The sequence below is a fragment of the Chryseobacterium edaphi genome, assembly GCF_025628985.1.
Lineage (GTDB): Bacteria > Bacteroidota > Bacteroidia > Flavobacteriales > Weeksellaceae > Chryseobacterium > Chryseobacterium edaphi.
Map to the genome: position 1 here is coordinate 427872 of NZ_JAOTEM010000003.1, position 21048 is coordinate 448919.

General features: G+C 35.8%; 17 protein-coding genes. 10 read left to right on the top strand and 7 right to left on the bottom strand.

The annotated features are described in order from the left end of the window. Positions 1-5: 5 nt before the first annotated feature. The 8 genes from NZ698_RS14255 (at position 6) to NZ698_RS14290 (ending at position 10547) form a co-directional block, all read left to right on the top strand. Positions 6-2834, top strand: coding sequence for a T9SS type B sorting domain-containing protein (locus tag NZ698_RS14255; RefSeq protein WP_263003870.1), 2829 nt, complete (start codon positions 6-8; stop codon positions 2832-2834). A gap of 114 nt (positions 2835-2948) precedes the next feature. After that, a complete protein-coding gene (locus tag NZ698_RS14260) occupies positions 2949-6365 on the top strand; it encodes an FIDD domain-containing protein (protein WP_263003871.1) in 3417 nt (1138 codons plus the stop codon). Between the two features lie 135 nt (positions 6366-6500). Next, on the top strand, positions 6501-7289 hold the full coding sequence (locus tag NZ698_RS14265; protein WP_263003872.1) for a hypothetical protein: 789 nt from the start codon (positions 6501-6503) through the stop codon (positions 7287-7289). Positions 7290-7461: 172 nt separating this feature from the next. Continuing rightward, positions 7462-8244: a DUF6759 domain-containing protein gene (locus tag NZ698_RS14270; protein ID WP_263003873.1), complete on the top strand. Its 783-nt coding sequence runs from the start codon at positions 7462-7464 to the stop codon at positions 8242-8244. A gap of 92 nt (positions 8245-8336) precedes the next feature. Next, positions 8337-9014: a tRNA (guanosine(46)-N7)-methyltransferase TrmB gene (gene trmB / locus NZ698_RS14275; protein WP_263003874.1), complete on the top strand. Its 678-nt coding sequence runs from the start codon at positions 8337-8339 to the stop codon at positions 9012-9014. Positions 9015-9029: 15 nt separating this feature from the next. Beyond that, complete coding sequence (locus tag NZ698_RS14280; protein ID WP_263003875.1) at positions 9030-9755, top strand: DUF6759 domain-containing protein; 726 nt, start codon at positions 9030-9032, stop codon at positions 9753-9755. 2 nt (positions 9756-9757) lie between these two features. Further along, positions 9758-10168 carry a DUF6759 domain-containing protein gene (locus NZ698_RS14285; RefSeq protein ID WP_263003876.1) on the top strand — a complete coding sequence of 137 codons (411 nt, stop codon included), beginning with the start codon at positions 9758-9760 and terminating at the stop codon, positions 10166-10168. Positions 10169-10358: 190 nt separating this feature from the next. After that, the gene (locus tag NZ698_RS14290; RefSeq protein WP_263003877.1) at positions 10359-10547 is read left to right on the top strand and encodes a bacteriocin-like protein; all 189 of its coding nucleotides are present in this window, start codon (positions 10359-10361) and stop codon (positions 10545-10547) included. A gap of 60 nt (positions 10548-10607) precedes the next feature. Here NZ698_RS14290 and rpsB read toward each other — a convergent pair whose 3' ends face one another. The 4 genes from rpsB to NZ698_RS14310 all read right to left on the bottom strand — a co-directional run bounded on the left by rpsB (position 10608) and on the right by NZ698_RS14310 (position 12908). Beyond that, complete coding sequence (gene rpsB / locus NZ698_RS14295) at positions 10608-11375, bottom strand: 30S ribosomal protein S2 (RefSeq protein ID WP_047445142.1); 768 nt, start codon at positions 11373-11375, stop codon at positions 10608-10610. Between the two features lie 183 nt (positions 11376-11558). Then, entirely contained in the window at positions 11559-11945 is a 387-nt protein-coding gene (gene rpsI / locus NZ698_RS14300; protein WP_263003878.1) for a 30S ribosomal protein S9, read from the bottom strand. Positions 11946-11950: 5 nt separating this feature from the next. Continuing rightward, entirely contained in the window at positions 11951-12406 is a 456-nt protein-coding gene (gene rplM, locus NZ698_RS14305) for a 50S ribosomal protein L13 (protein WP_047445148.1), read from the bottom strand. A 169-nt stretch (positions 12407-12575) separates the two neighbouring features. Next, positions 12576-12908 carry a hypothetical protein gene (locus tag NZ698_RS14310; RefSeq protein ID WP_129535865.1) on the bottom strand — a complete coding sequence of 111 codons (333 nt, stop codon included), beginning with the start codon at positions 12906-12908 and terminating at the stop codon, positions 12576-12578. 358 nt (positions 12909-13266) lie between these two features. Here NZ698_RS14310 and NZ698_RS14315 point away from each other — a divergent pair, with 358 nt between their 5' ends. Beyond that, positions 13267-16614 (top strand): methylmalonyl-CoA mutase family protein, encoded by a 3348-nt coding sequence (locus NZ698_RS14315; protein WP_263003879.1) that lies wholly within the window; start codon positions 13267-13269, stop codon positions 16612-16614. 127 nt (positions 16615-16741) lie between these two features. On the opposite strand, the gene NZ698_RS14320 is transcribed toward NZ698_RS14315, so the two are convergent. The 3 genes from NZ698_RS14320 to NZ698_RS14330 all read right to left on the bottom strand — a co-directional run bounded on the left by NZ698_RS14320 (position 16742) and on the right by NZ698_RS14330 (position 20307). Then, on the bottom strand, positions 16742-17485 hold the full coding sequence (locus tag NZ698_RS14320; protein ID WP_263003880.1) for a phage tail-like protein: 744 nt from the start codon (positions 17483-17485) through the stop codon (positions 16742-16744). Positions 17486-17744: 259 nt separating this feature from the next. Then, positions 17745-19862, bottom strand: a complete 2118-nt coding sequence (locus NZ698_RS14325) for a M16 family metallopeptidase (protein ID WP_263003920.1) — start codon at positions 19860-19862, stop codon at positions 17745-17747. Between the two features lie 136 nt (positions 19863-19998). Next, positions 19999-20307 (bottom strand): hypothetical protein, encoded by a 309-nt coding sequence (locus NZ698_RS14330; RefSeq protein ID WP_263003881.1) that lies wholly within the window; start codon positions 20305-20307, stop codon positions 19999-20001. A gap of 10 nt (positions 20308-20317) precedes the next feature. On the opposite strand from NZ698_RS14330, the gene NZ698_RS14335 reads away from it, so the two are divergent. Next, positions 20318-21028, top strand: a complete 711-nt coding sequence (locus tag NZ698_RS14335) for a Dph6-related ATP pyrophosphatase (protein WP_263003882.1) — start codon at positions 20318-20320, stop codon at positions 21026-21028. Positions 21029-21048 lie beyond the last annotated feature (20 nt).

Genomic DNA, 21048 nt, shown 5'->3' on the forward strand with positions numbered 1-21048 from the left:
CGCTTATGAAACAATTTCTACTCATTTTTCTACTAATGATTACGGGCATCAATGTTTCTGCTCAAAGAGACACAGAGCATTGGATAGCACCTTTTTATGCATCCTCCTCAGTCACACAATCCCTTTATTTATCTACAGATTCAGTAACACCTTTTGTGGTAACTGTTTACAGTAATAATATAGCTTTAGGAACTGTGACAATCAGTAAGGGAAGTCCGCAAACTTATATTGTATCTGCTGCAAATATTTCTGCTACAACGGCTTCGGAGGGGTTTGCTGTGATCAATAAAGGTTTATACCTTAATGGAACGAAACCATTCTACTGTACCTTGAGGATTGTGAGCAGCACCACGCATGCCGAAATTCTTACAAGTAAAGGAAAGGCTGGGATTGGTAAAGAATTCTATGTAGCCGCTACACCTTCTCCCTTTGTAAGTACAGGTAACAACTTTACTGCAGGAGTTTTGGCAACCGAAGACAACACAACTGTAACCGCAACATGGAGCAATACTATTCCTATTGCTTTTTATGGAGCAACCCCACCTACCAACACGCACACTTTTACGATCAATAAAGGTCAGTCTTTCATATTTGCAGGTGCGGGAAGCCCAGCTGCAAACATGCAGAGCTTTATTGGAGCTAAAATTGTTGCCGACAAACCGATTACATTAACCAATGGAAATGTACTTGGAAATTTTGGAGCGGCAAGCAGCCAGGGTGCTGATATTATTTTAGATCAATCAGTTCCTTTAGAAAGATTGGGAAATACCTTTGCAATGGTGAAGTCCCGATCTCCTAATGCTTCTGATATTGAAGGAGGAATTGTAGTTGCTACAGAAAACAATACACAGGTTTTCCTGAATGGTTCTACAACTCCGGCAGCAACTCTTGGTGCAGGACAATGGTACAGAATTGCCGGAAGCGATTACATTTTACAAGGAGGAACTCACAGAAACATGTTTATAAGTACTACTAAAAATGTGTATTTATATCAATTGGTATCTGTGGATGGCAGTAATGCAACGTGTGGTTTTAATTACATACCACCTTTAAATTGCTTCTTACCAAGAAAAATCGATGAAATTGGTAAGATTAACGAAATGCCTACAGGAGCAGGTGGAGCAAGTGCAACACCATCTGGAACAATTATTAAATTAAATATTTTAACGGAAGCGGGAGCAACTGTTACTGTAAACAACGTAGCTCCTACTGCTGCACAAGGACCATATCCTGTAACAGGAAATACAAACTGGGTGACTTATGCATTAGAAGGCGTTACAGGTAATCTCACTATCGTTTCAAATAAAGCTGTTACCGCAGGTCTTAACGGTGGCTACAGCACTTCAGGATACGGTGGATACTTCGCAGGTTTCTCTTCAATTCCGCTTATTGCAAAACAAACAGGAGATTGTATTCCGGGGTTAGTTCTAGAAGTGGATGATGGTTATGATACTTACCAATGGTTTAGAAATGATGTTCCGATTACAGGAGCAAACAGCTACTCATATACGCCGACTCAGTCAGGAAATTATACGGTAAGAATTACAGTTGGTTCTTGTGCTCCTGCAACTACACCTGCATATAAAGTATATACTTGTCTTCAACAGACAACTGCTGCTAAGACAGTGTGTGAAGGTTACTTAAATATTGTTCCTGCATTCACTTCATCTACACAGACTTTTGTTCCGAGTACGGTGCAAATTGTAACTCCACCAATCAATGGTACTGCAATTATAAATCCTACAACAGGTGTGATCGGTTATGTTCCGAACTTCGGATTTGCAGGTACTGACACCATCACTTATAAATTCTGCGGAAATGCTGCGGATTTTATAGATTGCGAACAAATCACATTAACACTTACCATCTCAGAAAGCCCGGTTGTAAATGATGCAATCCTAAGAACCTGTTATCTCGAAAATAATATCGCTACGGGATTGTTTAATCTTACCAATGCTAGTGTAACTACACAGCCTGGGGTTACAAAAAAATATTATCCTTCATTGACGGATGCTAATAACCAGACGAATGAAATTCTGACTCCGGCCAGCTATATTGCACCAAACGGTGTTGTATACGTCAGAGTAAGCAATGCTAATGGTTGTTACAGAGTTGCAATGATTACATTGATCGTTTTCCCTCCTGTGAAATCTACGGTTTTGGTCGACAAAGAAATTTGTATCGAAAACAGAACAATATTAGATGCAGGTCCGGGCTTTAGCGGTTATACCTGGAGTACAGGAGCTACTACTCAGACAATTTCTAATGTGAGTGTCGGAACTTACTGGGTAGATCTGAAAACCGGAGACTGTATTACAAGACAAACTGTAAGTGTATATCCTACACAACAACCTGTAGTTTCAAATATCGATATTTCAAGTACTGAGATTACCGTATCTGTTGTCGGAGGTACTGCCCCATACAAATATTCAATTGATAATATCAACTGGCAGGATTCTAATGTATTTACTGATCTTCCTAGAGGTGACACAACGGTTTATGTAAAAGACAGTTTTGACTGTACACCGATAGAGGTTACGATTACTATACCGAATATTGTAAATGTAATTACACCAAACGGTGACGGAGTGAATGATGTTTTAGATTATTCAGCTCTTGCCAATAAGCCTAATTTAGTTCTAGGAATTTTTGACAGATATGGAGTGAAAATTTTCGAAGGTAACAAAGACACTGGCTTCAAATGGGATGGAACCATTAATAAGACCAAGAAAGTTTCTACAGGAAATTATTGGTTCAGCATCACTTGGAATGAGTCGAAAAACAAAACTCCAATTAAATTTTCAGGTTGGATACTTGTGAAAAACAGAGAATAATTAATACTTTTTAAATATTATTAAAACCACGATTCCAGATCGTGGTTTTTTTTGTTTATTTTTAAATGATTCAACGCATATTATTATTAAATTTGTGATAAAATCAAATACAGAATGAAGAAAATTCTATCTTTTTTTCTTATTTTTTATATATTCTCTATTTCTTTCGCACAATTGGATAGAGAGCATTGGTTTGCGCCAATGGTAGACAGAACAGGAAATCCGAATCCGTATCAAAATTTATATCTTTCAACAAATCGTACGACACCATTTGCTGTCACGATATATAACAATAACGTTGTAATTGGAACTGTTACAATCAGTAAAAATAATCCTCAGAAATTTAATGTTTTAAGAGATTATATTATTACAACATTACAAACTGATCTTTTTACTCCGGGTACAAAAGGTTTGTATGTAAAAGCAGATTTCCCTTTTTATGCCAATCTTAGATTTTCAGTTTACAATCATGCTGAAATCATTACTTCAAAAGGAATTCCTTCCACTGGAAAAAATTTCTTCGTTGCCAGTGCTCCCATAACGGTTAGTAACGGCATTCTGAATTTTATGACGAGCGTGTTGGCAACAGAAGACAACACCACAGTTACGATTTCCGGATACAAACCTACCGTTCAGTTTTCGAATGGAACAACAGGAATAACCAATCCTACCATGACTTTTATTTTAAATAAAGGGCAATCTTACATCATCGACGGTATAGGAAATATTACTGGAAATTTTGACGGTTTCATTGGAGCTAAAATTACATCAGACAAACCCGTCAATGTGACCAACGGAAACTTCAACGGTCAATATTCCGGGAATGCACCAAACAGTTCAGATATTCTAATGGATCAGTCTGTGCCTGTCGAGCAACTCGGTACTCAGTTCGCCTTGGTAAAAGGAAATGGAAGCATTGGAAGCAACATGGAAGGAGCTTTGGTAATTGCAACTCAGGATAATACGCAGGTTTTCTTAAATAATGAAGGATCACCGATTACCACGCTAAATACCGGACAATATTATGTAGTTTCAGACACCAAATATCAGCTGCAGGGTACAAGTCACTACAACATGTATATCCGAACTACCAAAAATGCATATGTTTATCAGCTTTTGGCCGGAGATTCTGTAAGCGGAACTGAAATTGCAACAGGCGGATTCAATTTTATACCGGCTTTGAGTTGTTATCTTCCTAAACAGATTAATGAAATTGGATTTATTAATGAAAATTTTGTTCATTCAAATGCAAATCCCTTGGGAATATTGAATATTCCTACAAAATTAAATTTAGTTACAGAACGTGGCGCAGTAGTCACTGTAAATGGCGTTACTCCACCAGCAACAACAGGACCATTTGATATGACAGGTCTGAATGCATGGGTAACTTACGGAATTCCAAATACAGTTGGGACAATTACAGTTGTTTCCACTAAAGCAATTACTGCAGGAATCACAGCCGGAAGTGACGCAGTAGGATACGGCGGTTTCTTTGCCGGATTTGCGACACAACCTGTTATTATCAAATCCGGAGGAGACTGCGTTCCGGGAATTGTTTTGACGGTAGATCCTATTATTTACGAAACTTATCAATGGTACAGAAACGGAATATTAATTGTGGGTGCAACCGGACCATCTTATACTCCAATACAATCAGGTTACTACACATGTTCGGTTACGATGGGAAGTTGTGCACCACTTGTGACTGCTCAATATAAAGTTTTAAACTGTTTAAAACTGACCACAGCAAACTATAATATTTGCGACACAAAAACTATTGTTCCTACTTTTACAACATCCATACAAACTCCCGTAGTATCAACGGTAGCTATTACTACGGCACCAACTTTAGGAACTGCGGTGATCAATACGACAACGGGTGTCATAACTTACACCGCTACCAATCCTTCAGCGGGTGGAACAGATACTTTCACTTATACTTTCTGCGGAAACGATCCCGAATTTCCAGATTGCGAATCGGTAACTGTAACCATAAACATTCAGCCAGTAACTGTCAATAATACAACATTAACAGTTTGTAATGTAAATGGTGTAGGAACGTTTGATTTGACAACAGCAAACGTTACCACAAATAATCCTGTCATAAAAACATATTACACGAGTTTATTGGCAGCGCAGACAGAAAATGCAACAGGACAAATTCTGGTACCGACAACCTATTCTGCTCCAAACGGAACAATTGTTTACGTTGTAGTTAAAAATCCTACAGGTTGTAAAAATATTGCACAGGTTACGCTCAATTTATTTCCTCTCGCTGTCGTTACAGTAGGAACTTTCGGTGCTCAATGTGATGAAAATCTTGACGGAACGGTAAATGTGGTTTTATCAGATATTACCCAATTAATATTGAATAATCCTGCCTATTTTACCAATGTAAGATATTACGCTTTGTTAGCAGATGCAAACCTTGGTAATAACACTACTCTTCCCAACAACTGGAGCTATACTGCAAATACGACGATTTACATTCGGGTAGAATCCCCTGACGGATGTGCGCCTGTTATTCAGCCAATTAATTTTACGGTTGGAACAAGACTTCCATTATTGACGACCTCTTTAGTTACAAACTTTTGTGACGACGATTTAGATGGAATTAAACCTGTAAATCTTGCTCAGTTTATACCACAATTTACAGCAGATCCTTTAGTGACAGTCACTTATCATGCAACTCTAGCCGATGCTCAAAATGATACGGCTGCGATAAGTGGTGCAGTCTCGCTTACAGGAACACAAATTTATTACATAAGATTTGAAAAAGCCGGATTCTGTCCGAATGTTGCTACTTTGAGAATCACTCTTAAAGTTCCTAAAAAATCTGATATTTTAGTTGATAAATTAATCTGTCCGAAAACTAAAACTACATTAGATGCAGGTTCGGGTTTCACAGCATATCTATGGAGCACAGGAGCAACAACTCCATCAATAACCAATGTTGGTGCAGGAAATTATTGGGTAGAGCTTACTTTTGACGGTTGCGTTTACAAGCAGTTTGTGAATGTTTCAGAATCTGTTTTACCGGTGATTACATCAATTGATATTAACGGATCTACAGTAACTATTGGCGTAAGTGGCGGAGTTCCACCTTACGAATATTCACTGGATAACAATACTTGGCAAAATTCAAATATATTTTATAATGTAACGACGGGTAATCACAAAATCTATGTGAGAGATTCTCAGAAATGTGAAGTTGTAGAACAAACTTTTGTTATTATAAATTTAATTAACACCATTACACCAAACGCAGACGGTCACAATGACGGAATCAATTATTCAGCATTGATGAGCAAAAATAATCTCGAATTCAGGATCTTTGACCGTTACGGAGCAGAACTTTTCAGAGGTGCGCCTTCAAACAACTTTACATGGGACGGAAAAATGAAAGGAAGACCTGTTTCTACAGCAACCTATTGGTACTTTATCTCCTGGACAGAATCTGGAAATATAAGTGTAAAGTACACAAGTTGGCTTTTAGTGAAAAACAGAAACGACAGTTTGTGGGATAAATAAACTAAGTTTTTAATTATAAGGCCTGTTTTATAACATTCATTAACAGTTTAAATAAAAGTTTAATATAATTTTAACCTGTTTCAGGGGGAGTAATATCAAATAATGATGCTTTTCTTATGTAATTTTGCACATTATATGAAGAAAGTAATTACCCTTTTGTTATTGATTTTTTTAGTTAAAATTAATGCACAGATTTTTTCGGGTCAGGTTTTTTTAAGAGACAATTCGGTGTTGTATCTTAATCAGGTTTATGTGACCAATCTTACGACACTAAAAACCGTACTTACCAATTACAACGGAGATTTTACCATTCAGGCAAATCCTGAAGATGTCATCCGTTTTACCTCAATTGTCACTGAGAGAAAAGATGTAAAACTCTCCCCGCAAAGTTTTAATAACAGAAATTTAGTTGAATTAAAAGTTGCTTACCACGATATTCAGGAAGTGGTGATCAATCGTTTCCGACCTACAGGAAATTTGAGATATGATGTTAATTCATTGAGAAAAGAGGACAAAGCTTACGCCTTGAAAAAGGTGATCGGACTTCCTGAACCTAAAGGAGACGGTACTCCGCCACAACTTCCTGTTGCAGGTTTGAGAGATGGAGGCCTTACTTTCAGTTTAGAAAGTATATTTGATATCTTGTCTGGTGAAAGAAAGAAAAAACAGCGATATGTTGCCTACGAAAGAATGACCAACTCTGTTACGTCTATCAAAAATTACCTAGGTAAGGATTATTTCACAAGATTTAAAATTCCTGAAAATCTGATTGATAATTTCCTTCAATTCGTTTACACCTCAGAAAATGTGGAAGTCTACGTGCAGACCGGAAATTTTGAAGCTATAAAACTCCCTATTGAGAAGTACATTCCAATTTATCAGAGAAGGTTGAGAAATTCACACTTACAGGACGTTGTAAAGTGATATATTAAGATTTGAGGGTTGCTAATTATCTTACTTTAAAAAAATTTAACCGTATTTTTTTTCCAATCTTTAAAAATATGTTTAATTTTATCAGTGTTAAAGCCAATCACGATCCCTTTTTACATAAACATATTTGAAGAAAATCACTTCAATCGCCTTAATGTAATATTAAATGAAAAAGTTATTTTTAGTTTTTACTACACTTTTGTTCATCTGCTTTTCTGCCCAGAAACAGGGTAAAGATTACAGCAATATTTTAAAAAGCAAAAACATATACGAAATCAATGCATTCCTAAGAGATGCTCATCCGGATGATCCCCGAAGATCAGTTCTGAAACCCAAAGTGATGGATCTTATGAAAGAGTATATAAAAAATGCAGCTCCAAATGATTCTAAGGTAAAGCAAATGCAGGATTGGTTAGCAATGTTGCGAAGAAAGCCATCTACAAAAATTACTTTTGATGAGATGAATGCCATCATCAAGCAGAAACAGATTGCAAAATATCAACGAGAACTTCAGGTTGGTCAATCTGCCGTCGTTTATACTCCAAGTTCACCGAAAAATGTTTTTGTTGCATCGCCTACAGTTGCAAAAACTACCACTGCAATTGCTGATACGGAAGCCTCAGAATTTAATATGTTGATGGCAGACAATCCGATGGAACATAAAAATAAGACCGTCAAAATATTAAATTCTTTATTTGATAATGATCCGAATGCAAAAGAATGCATCATCATGATTGAAAATAAATCTGACTGTAACATAATCGTAAGAATTGAAGGTGTCGGAACCACAAAGTACCGACTCCCGGTTCCTGCAGGTGGTGACAATTCTCTTGTCATACAAAAAGGCGACTATCTTCTGACGAGCATTGTTTGCGGTGCTCAATACGCTTCTCAGAAAACCATCCAAAAACCCTTGATGGTAGCACTTGGAAGTTCTTCAAAAAAATAGTTTCCGAAAACTTATTTTGCTTTTTCTTTTGCATTAAATATCTACAAAGTGTATGTTATTTTTGCTAATTTTGCGAGATTTCATATTTAGACATGGGCAAGAACAAACTAGCAAGATTCGCAGAGAATAAAATATTACCAAACGTCATTCAGCCAACTAGAGAAGAAGCCATCACCGGTTTTGCACTCAAAGGAAACTGGAGAAAAGATTTCTTCAAAAATGACCATCCTATCGTTGTAGAATTAGGTTGTGGAAAAGGTGAATACACAGTAGGACTTGCCAAAACTTTTACTGAAAAAAACTTTATCGGAATTGACATCAAAGGCGCCAGATTTTGGTTTGGAGCTAAAGAAGCTGTGGAAAATAGTATGGAAAACGTGGCATTTGTCCGTTCACAAATCGAATTGGTTGACCACTTTTTCGCAGAAAATGAAGTAGACGAAATCTGGATTACTTTCCCGGATCCTCAAATCAAATACAGACGTACAAAACATCGATTGACGCATCCCGATTTTCTTGAACGTTACAAAAGATTTCTGAAACCAGGGGGAATTATTCATCTTAAAACCGATTCAGAATTTCTGCATGGTTACACTTTAGGTTATCTTCAGGGTGCAGGTTATGAGATTATCTCTGCTCACCACGATATTTACGGAGCTTTGGAATACGACCCGAACACTCCTCATTTAAGAGACATCAGAACCTATTACGAAGAACTTTTTTCTGCCAAAGGAAAAACAATTACTTATATAAAATTTAGAATTAATTAATGAAAAAATAACTTGATGAAAAAAAATTCACTCATCATTTTATTCTTCTCTCTCACATTATCATGCTCAACGCAAACTGCAAATCATGATGATATTTTAAAAAACACAAACATTTCCGAGATTGAAGAATATTTGAAAAATGCGCATCCTGAAGATCCTAAAAAACACATTTTACAGTCTAAAGTGATTGCGCTCAAAAACAAAGAATGGACGAAAGGTGCACTTACCGCAAAGCCAATGGAAGTTCGTCCCATTATCACAGAATTTCCGCAAAGTGTGAGGGGAAAAAGTATTTCCGATGATTCTGAACAGTTTAAGAAATTGATCGCCGAAACTACTTCCGAACACAAGGAAAAGACCGTAAAACTGCTCAATACGATGTTTAATGAAGACATCAACAGCAACGAAGCAATATTGCTTTTCAGAAATAATTCTGACTGCAATATGGTTTTGAAAATCACTGGAAAAAAGTTTTATAATCTAGCCGTTCCTACCCACAATGAAAATTTTATTGTTTTAGATAAAGACAACTACTCTATCTCTGGAAATGTCTGCGATGTAAAGTACGCATCACAAAAACTAATCAAAAAAAACATCCAACTTGTTATCACTAATCCTGAATATAAAAAATTCGAGGACAATAAAAGTTTAGCTTCAAACATTAGTCCAGGAAGGGATTCAGACGAAAAATATTCGGCAAAAAAAGCTACTTTAGCCAAACAAAAAAAGAAGAAAAAGTAAAGATGAGGACACTGTTTGTATGGTCAGCAATTCTATTTGTTTTAAACAGCTGTATGCCTTCATACAATAATTATCCTGTTGTGAATTCTCCATCAAATGCAGAACGAGAGTATCAGGAAGTTTTAAAAACCTATAAATCTGAAACTGCAGAAGTTTTAACTTATTTATTGAACGGTGAATCTCCGGAAGAAACTAAAACAGCCTTGACTGTAGAAAATACCTCAAGTTGTAATATGGTTTTAACCGTAAGTGGAAATAATTATTTTAAAAGAATCCCTATTGGAAAAGGAAAAATAGGTTCGGCAATGATTCCTAAAAATCAGACATATCAACTTTCAGCAATAGTTTGTAAATCTTCATATCTGACTTCGAAATTTATTGCAACCTCTTACTCTGTAAAGCTTTCAGATTAATTGCTATTTTAATGATGTCTTGTCTAAAGCCAATTTTTGATTGTTTAAATAGAATAAAATTTCGCTAAAAAAAATAATTATTAAAAATTTTATCACTTTTACAAGAATATTAAAGATTTCATTATATTTGGATATAAAATTGCGGCATCCGAAAAGCATATAGAGTAGGAAACCCATCAAACCAAAAAATATGAAAAATTTAAAAAAAATCTCAAGAAGAGAATTGATGACAATCAAAGGAGGTTACAGACGTTGCAGTGACGGCTGTAACGAAGGTGAAATCTGCTGTGGTGCAGTTTGTAGAATTGGTATCCCCTATACTTTACCTACTGATCCAAATGATCCAAATCCACCCATTACTATTTTGAGATGTCCATAAGATAACAAAAATCCGCTAAACAAGTTTAGCGGATTTATTATTTTAAAGATAAAATCTTAATTATTCAGCAGCAGCGTCGAAATCTGCATCTTTATCAGCAGATACTACTTCTCCTTCTTCTTTAGATTTTTCTTTATCAGCTTTTCTCTGAGACTGACCTTCTTTGATAGAATCTGAAACTACGTTTAAGATCATATCGATAGATTTTGAAGCATCATCGTTTCCTGGGATAACGAAGTCTACTTTTCTTGGGTCAGAGTTAGTATCAACAATACCGAAAACCGGGATACCTAATTTCTTAGCTTCAGTAACAGCGATGTGTTCTCTCATGATATCTACAACGAAGATTGCAGAAGGAAGACGCACCATGTCAGAGATAGAACCTAAGTTTTTCTCTAAGTTAGCTCTTTGTCTGTCAACTTGTAATCTTTCTTTTTTAGATAAAGTTTCGAACGTACCGTCTTTTTTCATTTTGTCGATAGAGTTCATTTTCTTTACAGCTTTTCTGATTGTAACGAAATTCGTTAACATACCTCCCGGCCATCTTTCTGTAATATAAGGCATATTAAGTTCAGCAGCGTGCTTAGCAACTACTTCTTTCGCTTGCTTTTTAGTAGCTACGAAAAGAACTTTTTTACCTGCAGAAGTTAATTTTTCTAAAGCGCTGCACGCTTCATCCAATTTAACAGCTGTTTTATGTAAGTCTACAATGTGAATACCATTTTTCTCCATAAAAATGTATGGAGCCATATTTGGATTCCACTTTCTAGTCATGTGACCGAAGTGTACACCAGCCTCTAGAAGGTCTTTTACATTTGCTTTTGCCATGTTTTCTGTTTTTGTTAGTTTACTTTCCGTTTCTTAAACAATCAACAACTTCTTTAGATGGGAGAAGTGTTTGGATGCTAAACGTAACGGGCAATTTTTTTGTTTTGATAAATAGCTTTCAGATATAAGACAACAGACAGAAAAAATTCTGAAATCTGATATCCTGAATCTGAAGTCTGAAAATTAACGTTTTGAGAACTGGAATCTCTTTCTTGCTTTTTTCTGACCTGGTTTCTTTCTTTCTACCATTCTTGCATCTCTTGTAAGTAAACCTGCAGGCTTCAACAACAATCTGTATTCAGCATTGATTTCGCAAAGCGCTCTAGAAATACCTAATCTGATAGCTTCTGCCTGACCTGTATTACCACCACCGAAAACATTTACGGTAACGTCATACTGACCTGCAGTTTCAGAAAGGATAAACGGCTGATTTAATTTATAAACCATTACGTCTGTAGAGAAATAAGTTGCAGCTTCTTTACCGTTTACTGTAATCACACCAGAACCTGGTTTTACATAAACTCTTGCTACAGAAGTCTTTCTTCTTCCGATTTTGTGAACTATAGACATATTAATTATTTAAATTCGTTAATATTAAGTGTTTTAGGCTGTTGAGCTTCATGCTTGTGCTCAGTTCCTTCATATAAATAAAGGTTTTTGAACAAAGCAGATCCTAATTTAGTTTTTGGAAGCATACCTTTTACAGATTTTTCCAATACTTTTAAAGAATCTTTCTTTAGAAGTTCAGTAGCCGTCATAGACTTTTGACCTCCAGGATAACCTGTATGCCAAATGTAAGTCTTGTCTTCCCACTTGGTTCCGGAAAGTGTAACTTTCCCAGCATTCAAAACAATAACATTATCACCACAATCTACGTGAGGTGTAAAGTTTGCTTTGTGCTTACCTCTCAAAATCTTTGCAACCTTAGAAGCTAGTCTTCCTAACGGTTGTCCTTCAGCGTCTACTACAACCCATTCTTTATTTGCAGTAGCTTTGTTCGCTGAAACAGTTTTGTAACTTAATGTATTCACACGTTTTAGTTAAAGATTAAACATAATTTTCCCCATAAGGGTGTGCAAAGGTACAAATTATTTTTAGATTGTGAAAACATATTTAAACTTAATAAATCAGCATCTATATATATGATCAGATTTAAATATTTCAATAACAGTTTTCAAAGAAGAATTTTTGAAGCAAATATTAATTACGCAAAGACTTATTAGCCCTGAAACTTGCAATTAAATAATACGCCACAAAAACCGTAGAGAATTTCAGAATGGCAGGAATTGCCAATTCAAGATTAAATATTAGATAACCAATTAAAACCAATAGTCCCATTGCTGCAAAAGAACTCAGTAATTTTTGAACTAAAGTAAATTTCGGAGTATCAAGATAGTAAGACAATCCCCAAGCTGAGCCGAAAGCAATTGCATAAAAAATATCTAACCCAATATTTTCACTGCTGATGAAAAAGTAATTGATCACAAAACTGAGAACCGTTCCCAAAGCGAAATACATCAGTGCTTTCTGCATACTATATTATATGGTGCAAAAATAACGAATTTTATTTTGAGAAGAAACTCTTACCATTAAATAAGTCCCTTATCCGTTGTACATTTTAAAAACTTTGTATTTCGAAAATAAGTGAAATCGAAGATTCGACATAGTCAAACGGCCTTGTTTATCTTGACTGTGGCATTACATTTAATTTTTCTTTGTCTTTCATTGCGTTTTAATCTCAATGAAAGACAAAGTTTTTTTTAAACTTAAAACAGGAAACTTGCATTTCTAAAATTTTATTTAAATACTTAAAAATCAATACCTTGAATAATTAAAATAAGTTTTTATTAAATTGTTATATTTGGGAACTTAGAAATTTTCTACAAACAATATGGAAACCCAAAAATATACGCCAACAAACAAAGTAAGAATTGTAACAGCAGCGTCGTTATTCGACGGTCATGATGCAGCTATTAATATCATGCGTCGTGTGATTCAGGGAACGGGATGCGAAGTCATTCACCTTGGCCACGACAAATCAGCGGAAGAAGTAGTAAACACAGCCATTCAGGAAGATGCCAACGCTATTGCACTGACTTCATACCAAGGTGGTCACAACGAATATTTCAAATATATCTACGACCTTTTAAGAGAAAAAAACTCACCGCAAATCAAAATTTTCGGTGGTGGTGGCGGTGTAATTCTGCCCGAAGAAATCGAAGATATAATGTCTTACGGAATCGACAGAATTTATTCTCCGGACGACGGCCGTGAACTTGGTCTTCAGGGAATGATCGACGATTTGGTGAAAAGATCAGACTTTGCGACAGGAAAAGAAGTGACTGCTGAAGATTTGGATAACATCAGTTTCGAAAACTCGACCAGCATTGCTAAAATCATTTCTGCCGTTGAAAACTTCTCAGAAGAAAAACCGGATTTGGTAAAAGCCATTGACGAAAAATCAAAAAACTTAAATATCCCAATCATCGGGATTACAGGAACAGGTGGAGCTGGAAAATCATCTTTGACAGATGAATTGGTACGACGTTTTTTACGCTCAAATCCAGGTAAGAAGATTGCGATCATCTCCATTGACCCTTCAAAAAAGAAAACAGGAGGAGCGCTTTTGGGAGACAGAATTCGTATGAACGCGATCAATGATCCACGAGTTTATATGCGTTCGATGGCGACGAGAGAAAACAACGTTTCTGTATCTCCGTTCATTCATTCAGCATTAAATGTTTTGAAACTGGCTCATCCTGATGTAATTATTCTGGAAACTTCGGGTATCGGACAATCCGGTTCTGAAGTTTCAGATTTTGCGGATGTTTCAATGTACGTAATGACTCCTGAATATGGAGCTTCTACACAATTGGAAAAAATAGATATGTTAGATTATGCAGATTTAGTTGCTTTAAATAAATCTGATAAAAGAGGTGCTCTTGACGCACTGCAAGCGGTAAGAAAACAGTTCCAGAGAAACCATTTGTTGTGGGAAAGTCCTTTGGATGATATGCCGGTTTACGCAACAAAAGCTTCTCAGTTTAACGACCACGGAACAACTGATTTATACAATAGATTAGTTGAAAAAGTAAATGACAAGTTTTTAGATTTAAACCTGCAAGGTTTTGTTGAACAAGAAGTTTCTGAAGATATCACGATAATTCCTCCAAAAAGAGTTCGTTATTTATCGGAAATTGTAGAAAATAATAGAATTTACGATGCTAACGTTGAAAAACAAGCAGAATTAGCAAGAAAAATGTATCACATTGAAGGAGTTAAAAAATTTCTTTCTAATGAAACTTTGGATACAGAATATCAAAAAGCTGAAAAAGATCTTCAGCAGGAAAATATTGACTTCCTGAACAATTGGGAAGATACTAAACAGGCTTTCAAAGCTGAGTTTTACTCTTATTTCGTTCGCGGAAAAGAAATTAAAGTTGAAACCTCAACAGAATCTTTATCACATTTAAAAATTCCAAAAATATCTTTACCAAAATATACCGATTGGGGTGATTTGATCAAATGGAAAGGTCAGGAAAACCTTCCGGGAGGATTCCCTTATACAGCCGGAATTTATCCTTTCAAAAGAACTGGAGAAGATCCAACAAGAATGTTTGCCGGAGAAGGCGGACCCGAAAGAACGAACAGAAGATTCCACTATGTTTCTGCGGAAATGGATGCAAAACGTTTATCAACGGCGTTTGATTCTGTAACTTTATACGGTCAGGACCCTGCTCTACCACCAGATATTTACGGTAAAATCGGAAATGCAGGAGTTTCTATCGCAACTTTAGATGATGCGAAAAAACTGTATTCCGGATTTGATTTGGTGAATGCAATGACTTCCGTTTCAATGACCATCAACGGACCTGCGCCGATGTTGCTGGCTTTCTTTATGAACGCGGCTATTGACCAGAATGTTGAAAAATATATTGCTGAACATCAATTAGAAGCAAATGTTGAAAAAGCTTTAAAAGCAAAATTCGACGATAAAGGTTTAGAAAGACCAAAATACAATGGCGAACTTCCACCATCAAACAATGGTTTAGGTTTAAAATTATTAGGTTTGACAGGTGACGAAGTGATTCCTGCGGAAGCTTATGCTGAAATTAAGGCTAAAACCATTGCAACTGTTCGTGGTACCGTTCAGGCTGATATTTTAAAAGAAGATCAGGCTCAGAATACTTGTATTTTCTCAACTGAATTTGCCCTAAGATTAATGGGTGACGTTCAGGAATATTTTATCACAGAAAAAGTAAGAAACTTCTACTCGGTTTCTATTTCAGGATATCACATTGCAGAAGCGGGTGCAAATCCGGTTTCTCAGTTGGCATTTACCCTGGCAAATGGTTTCACGTATGTTGAATATTATCTGTCAAGAGGAATGGACATTAATGATTTTGCACCGAACTTATCGTTCTTCTTCTCCAACGGTATCGACCCTGAATATTCAGTAATCGGACGTGTAGCGAGAAGAATCTGGGCAAAAGCAATGAAACTGAAATATGGTGCAGACGAAAGAAGTCAGATGCTGAAATACCACATTCAGACTTCAGGACGTTCTCTTCACGCTCAGGAAATTGATTTTAACGACATCAGAACAACGCTTCAGGCGCTTTATGCCATCTATGACAACTGTAATTCATTGCACACCAATGCTTATGACGAGGCGATTACAACCCCGACTGAGCAATCTGTAAGAAGAGCAATGGCGATTCAGTTGATTATCAATAAAGAATTAGGATTGGCTAAAAACGAAAATCCGCTTCAGGGTTCATTTATTATTGAAGAGCTGACAGATTTGGTGGAAGAAGCTGTGTATGCAGAATTCGACAGAATCACGGAAAGAGGTGGCGTATTGGGAGCTATGGAAACGATGTATCAACGTTCAAAAATTCAGGAAGAATCGATGCATTACGAATGGCTGAAACACACCGGAGAATATCCGATCATCGGAGTAAATACTTTCCTTGGAAAAGATGGTTCGCCAACGGTTCGTCCGGGAGAAGTTATCCGTTCCACCGAAGAAGAAAAGCAGGTGCAGATCGAAACGCTTCATAATTTCCAGCAAGCTAATAAAGATAAATCTGAAGCCGCTTTAAAAACTCTGCAACACGCTGCCATCAATCAGCAGAATTTATTCAATGTTATGATGGATGCAGTGAAGTATTGTTCACTTGGGCAGATTACCAACGCTTTGTTTGAAGTGGGTGGTAAGTATAGAAGAAATATGTAGCTTCGACTTCGCTCAGCTACCGTTTTTACGAATATAAAAACAAACCTCAAAGAAATTTCTTTGAGGTTTGTTTTTTACTATTTAAAATTTAAGATATTCAAAATTTAAACAATCAGAATTCTTGAATTTAGTTCTGACTTAATAAAACGATATTAAGCGAAGCATCGGAAATATTTGCAGTTGCTCCATCAGAATATACATAAAGTCTCAACTGATCATTTTTATTGAAATAAGCAACTCTTGTATAAAGCATCGTCCATCTGTTTCCTGAATTGGTATCCCAAATTCCTTCCGGAATATCAGCATTTGATGTGTGAACCGCCTGAAAGACATTTCTGCTTGTGCTACCGTCAACCAATCTTATACTTGATTTTATTAAATAAGTGCCCGAACTCGGAACAGTATATATGTTATTTGACCAAACTCCTCCACCTACATTCTTAACCAAGTTTAAAGGCATTGTTGCAAATGTTCCTGGGGTGATACTTGTTGCTGTCGCACTCCCATTACCATTTCCTAATGATGCAATAAAAACAGCAGAACCAGCCTTAGAAACAACAGATTGCCATGCTGTACCATCAAAAAAATAGTAGCCTGCTGTTGTAACCTGAGCAGTCGCAGTAACGGTAGAACCACCCGCAACATCAGTCACATACAACAAAGCTCCTGTATGATTGGTATTATAACCGGTTTTAAGATTCAATTGCGCCAAAGTAATTCTTGGGGCACGTATACCATCTACCGTTGAAGCTGTCGCAGCAATACCATTCACATCAAAAGTCATTACCGGATTGGTTGAATTTATTCCTACATTTTGAGCCTTAACAAATCCTGTTATAAGAATAATAGCTATCAAAAATATTTTCTTCATCGTTTTAAAATTAGCAGCTGCAAATATATAACATATACCGTTCGATCAACAATAATAATACATTACAAATATTATAATTATAAAACATCAAATAAACTGAAAGGATTAAAATGTTAATAATTGAATTTTATTAAATATTATAAATTCTCAAAACAACATATTTTGAAAATAATTGATATTATTTTTCCTTTATTAAATCATTTAAATAAAAATCGGCGCAAATAAGTTTGCGCCGATTCATTTTTATATAGTTATCAAATTATTTCTTATTAAAATCTCCCGCAAAAACCGAGATCACATTATTTCCAGAAAGATATTTCTTCAAGGCTGCATTCACTTCAGATAATGTCAGATTCTGAATTTTCGCATTCTGCTCATCATATTTATCTAAAGAACGTCCGAAGAGCAATTGCGTATTCACAAGATTGATCAGCGTATTGTCTGTACCCAAACTTGTAGTTCTTTCATTGGCGTAACTTTTCTTATTTGAATCCAGTTCCTGTTGTGTAAATCCTGAAGCGATCGCTTTACTCACCTCTTCTTTGATCGCAGCTTCTACAGCATCTCTTTTTGTCGGATTCAGATATGCATAATAATTCCATGAAGAGACATCATTGGAAACAGGAATATTCAGATAAGATCCTACTCCATAAGAAATTCCATCTTTTTCACGCAACCTCATCGGAAGTCTCGCAGAAAGAAATCCGCCACTGCCTAAAATTTCGTTGGCCATAACCAAAGCTGCATAATCCGGATGATCCTGAGTCATTTTAAAGCTTGAAGTTCCCAATGCGACTGCATTTTCTTTATCAGGAGTGATGATATTTTTATCCTGTTTTTTCGTTTCGAAAAACGTTGGTTTCACTTCGATAAATTTCGATTTTGCAGTAAATTTCCCAAATGTTTTTTCTAATTCTGCTGAAGCAGTTTTTGCATCGATACTTCCAATCAAAGTTCCAACACCGTCCGAAGCTCCCATAATATTCTTGTAAAAATCTTCTACTTGTGCTTTGGTTACTTTCTTATTGTTATCAATCTGTTCCTGAAGTGACGCAACATAGAAAATACTTGTTTTAGGATAAGGTGCTGCCAATCTTTGCAGTTCATTATTAGCAATTGCATCCGGATCTTTCAATTGACCTTCAAGCCAGGTGTTTGTTTCTGTGATCGTTTTAGTCAATTCATTTTCAGGGAAAGTTGCATTCGTCAACATATCCTGCAAAATCGCCATTACTTTTGGGTAATGTTGCTTGTAAGTATCTATGCTGATAATTAAATTTTGTCCGTAAACATAAGCGCCGACGGAAGATTTCATCTGATCAAGCTCATCCTGAATCTGCTCTTTTGTTTTGGTTCTGGTTCCGGCTTTTAGAAGAGAAGCAGTCATACTCCCGATTGATTCTTTACTTTCCAAATCTTTTTCATTCCCTATTCGGAAACGAAAAGTTCCCTGAATTTTATAGCCTTTCAATTCTTTATTGATCACTCCATATTTCATTCCGTTGAAAAGTTTTCCTTCGGTAAGATTTTTTTTGACATTTGCAATTGACGCTTCAAAAGGAGCAGGCTCTTTTTCGAGAGCTTTTCCTTTGTAATCTTTTACCAAATCTGCAATTTGCTGATCTCTGAATTCTGAAGGGAAAACTCTTTCTTCGTTCGAGGAAGGACGGAAAACACCAATTGTACGGTTATTATTCTTAAAATATTTCTGTGCTACTCTATTAATGTCTTCAAGTTTAAGACTTTCTACATTATCGCGGTAAAGAAACCCAAGTTTGTAATTTCCGGCTCCTACGATTTCGGTAAGGTTGATTGCGAAATCAATGGTATTGTTTCTTTCATTTTCAATCCCTTTGATCAGTTTAGCCTGAGCTCTTTTAAGATCATCCTGTGAAAATTTTATCGAAGAAACTTTATCAAGCTCGCTTCTTACTAGTTTTGTTGTTTCATCAAGATTTTTATCTTTCGGAACATCAAAATTAAAATAAACCATTCCGGGATCTCTCACAACAGGACTGAATGTCCAAATCGAAGAAACCTTTTGAGTTTCCACTAAATTTTTATATAAATAACCTGAAGGATCGGAAGTCAGAATTTCATAAAGCGCAGAAAGTGCAGCAAAATCTTTGTCTGCAAAAGCTGAAGTATGATACCCTGCTGCAATGATTTGCTGATCATTATTTCTTTTAATTTCAAAATATTTTTCCCCGTTCTGAGCCGGTTCTACAGTATAAGTTCCGCCTAAATTACGATCAGGCTTTTTTAAAACAGAAAAATAATCTGACACATATTTCAAAGCACTTTTTTCATCAAATTTTCCTGCGATTATCAAAGTCGCATTATCCGGCTGATAATATTTTTCGTAAAACTTTCGCAGAGTTGGTGATTTTAAACGTTCACATTATTTATTACTTCAAATCATTTTTACCACTTTATTTTCTGAAATTTTTCACATAAAAAAACCACTTTTACATTAGCAATAAAAGTGGCAGCTTTTTTTAATAATTAAAAGTTTACCAAATGTCAGTATTAGGTGCTAGAGCATTGGAGACACATCGTGTAACTCCACCAGAGAAACCACATGCTCGATCAGCAGCAGCTAATAAATCTGATGTATTGTGACCAGGAACGCTTACCGTTACCGTCCCTCCAAATCTGCATACACAACTTGCAGTGTCTCCACCAACAATACCTTTTAATTCACTTCTTGTTAAGTTTTTAATATTCTTTAATTTCATAAAAATGGTTTTTTGTAAAACTAATTTACTAAAAAAATTAAATAACAAACAAATATTTAATAATTTATTTAATATATTATGCAAATATTTCTCAATGAAACTAAAAGCCGTATTTAACTGGAGCAGCGGAAAAGATTCTGCACTTGCATTATATAAAACCCTGAAAGAAAATCAACTTGAAGTTACTACTCTATTAACAAGTATTAATAAAGAGTTTCAGAGAATTTCGATGCACGGTGTTCACGTTTCTTTGTTGGAAAAACAGGCTGAAAGTTTAGGTTTACATTTAATTAAAATGGAACTTCCAAAAGAACCTTCAATGGAAGAATACCGGGAAATCATGAGTAAAACGTTGAATATAATACAATCTCAAGGCGTAACTCATTCAATTTTCGGTGATATTTTTCTCGAAGATTTAAGAAAATATCGTGAAGATCAATTACAATCCATCGGAATGAAAGCTGTTTTCCCACTTTGGAAACAAAATACAACAGAGCTCATTAATGAATTTCTGGATCTTGGTTTTAAAACGATCGTGACCTGCGTTAACGAAACATATCTTGATAAAAGTTTTGCAGGAAGAATTATTGATAAAAATTTCATTAAAGATTTACCAGAAAACGTTGATCCTTGTGGCGAAAACGGAGAGTTTCACACCTTCACTTTTGATGGTCCGATTTTTAAAAATCCAATTGAGTTTGAAATCGGAGAAACAGTAAAAAAAACCTATCCAAAACCAAAATCTGATAAAAATGAGGTGAATGGAGAATATGTGTTTTGGTTTTGTGATTTGATCTCGAAATAAAAATTTAGAAATCCCGTTTT

Excerpts from the sequence above, each read along its gene's own strand:
- NZ698_RS14320 (WP_263003880.1), bottom strand. The coding sequence starts at position 17,485 with ATGAAGAAAATATTTTTGATAGCTATTATTCTTATAACAGGATTTGTT.
- rpsB (WP_047445142.1), bottom strand. The coding sequence starts at position 11,375 with ATGGCAAAAGCAAATGTAAAAGACCTTCTAGAGGCTGGTGTACACTTC.
- NZ698_RS14270 (WP_263003873.1), top strand. The coding sequence starts at position 7,462 with ATGAAAAAGTTATTTTTAGTTTTTACTACACTTTTGTTCATCTGCTTT.
- NZ698_RS14335 (WP_263003882.1), top strand. The coding sequence starts at position 20,318 with ATGAAACTAAAAGCCGTATTTAACTGGAGCAGCGGAAAAGATTCTGCA.
- trmB (WP_263003874.1), top strand. The coding sequence starts at position 8,337 with ATGGGCAAGAACAAACTAGCAAGATTCGCAGAGAATAAAATATTACCA.
- NZ698_RS14290 (WP_263003877.1), top strand. The coding sequence starts at position 10,359 with ATGAAAAATTTAAAAAAAATCTCAAGAAGAGAATTGATGACAATCAAA.
- NZ698_RS14280 (WP_263003875.1), top strand. The coding sequence starts at position 9,030 with ATGAAAAAAAATTCACTCATCATTTTATTCTTCTCTCTCACATTATCA.
- NZ698_RS14285 (WP_263003876.1), top strand. The coding sequence starts at position 9,758 with ATGAGGACACTGTTTGTATGGTCAGCAATTCTATTTGTTTTAAACAGC.
- NZ698_RS14255 (WP_263003870.1), top strand. The coding sequence starts at position 6 with ATGAAACAATTTCTACTCATTTTTCTACTAATGATTACGGGCATCAAT.
- rpsI (WP_263003878.1), bottom strand. The coding sequence starts at position 11,945 with ATGTCTATAGTTCACAAAATCGGAAGAAGAAAGACTTCTGTAGCAAGA.
- NZ698_RS14265 (WP_263003872.1), top strand. The coding sequence starts at position 6,501 with ATGAAGAAAGTAATTACCCTTTTGTTATTGATTTTTTTAGTTAAAATT.
- NZ698_RS14310 (WP_129535865.1), bottom strand. The coding sequence starts at position 12,908 with ATGCAGAAAGCACTGATGTATTTCGCTTTGGGAACGGTTCTCAGTTTT.
- NZ698_RS14315 (WP_263003879.1), top strand. The coding sequence starts at position 13,267 with ATGGAAACCCAAAAATATACGCCAACAAACAAAGTAAGAATTGTAACA.
- NZ698_RS14260 (WP_263003871.1), top strand. The coding sequence starts at position 2,949 with ATGAAGAAAATTCTATCTTTTTTTCTTATTTTTTATATATTCTCTATT.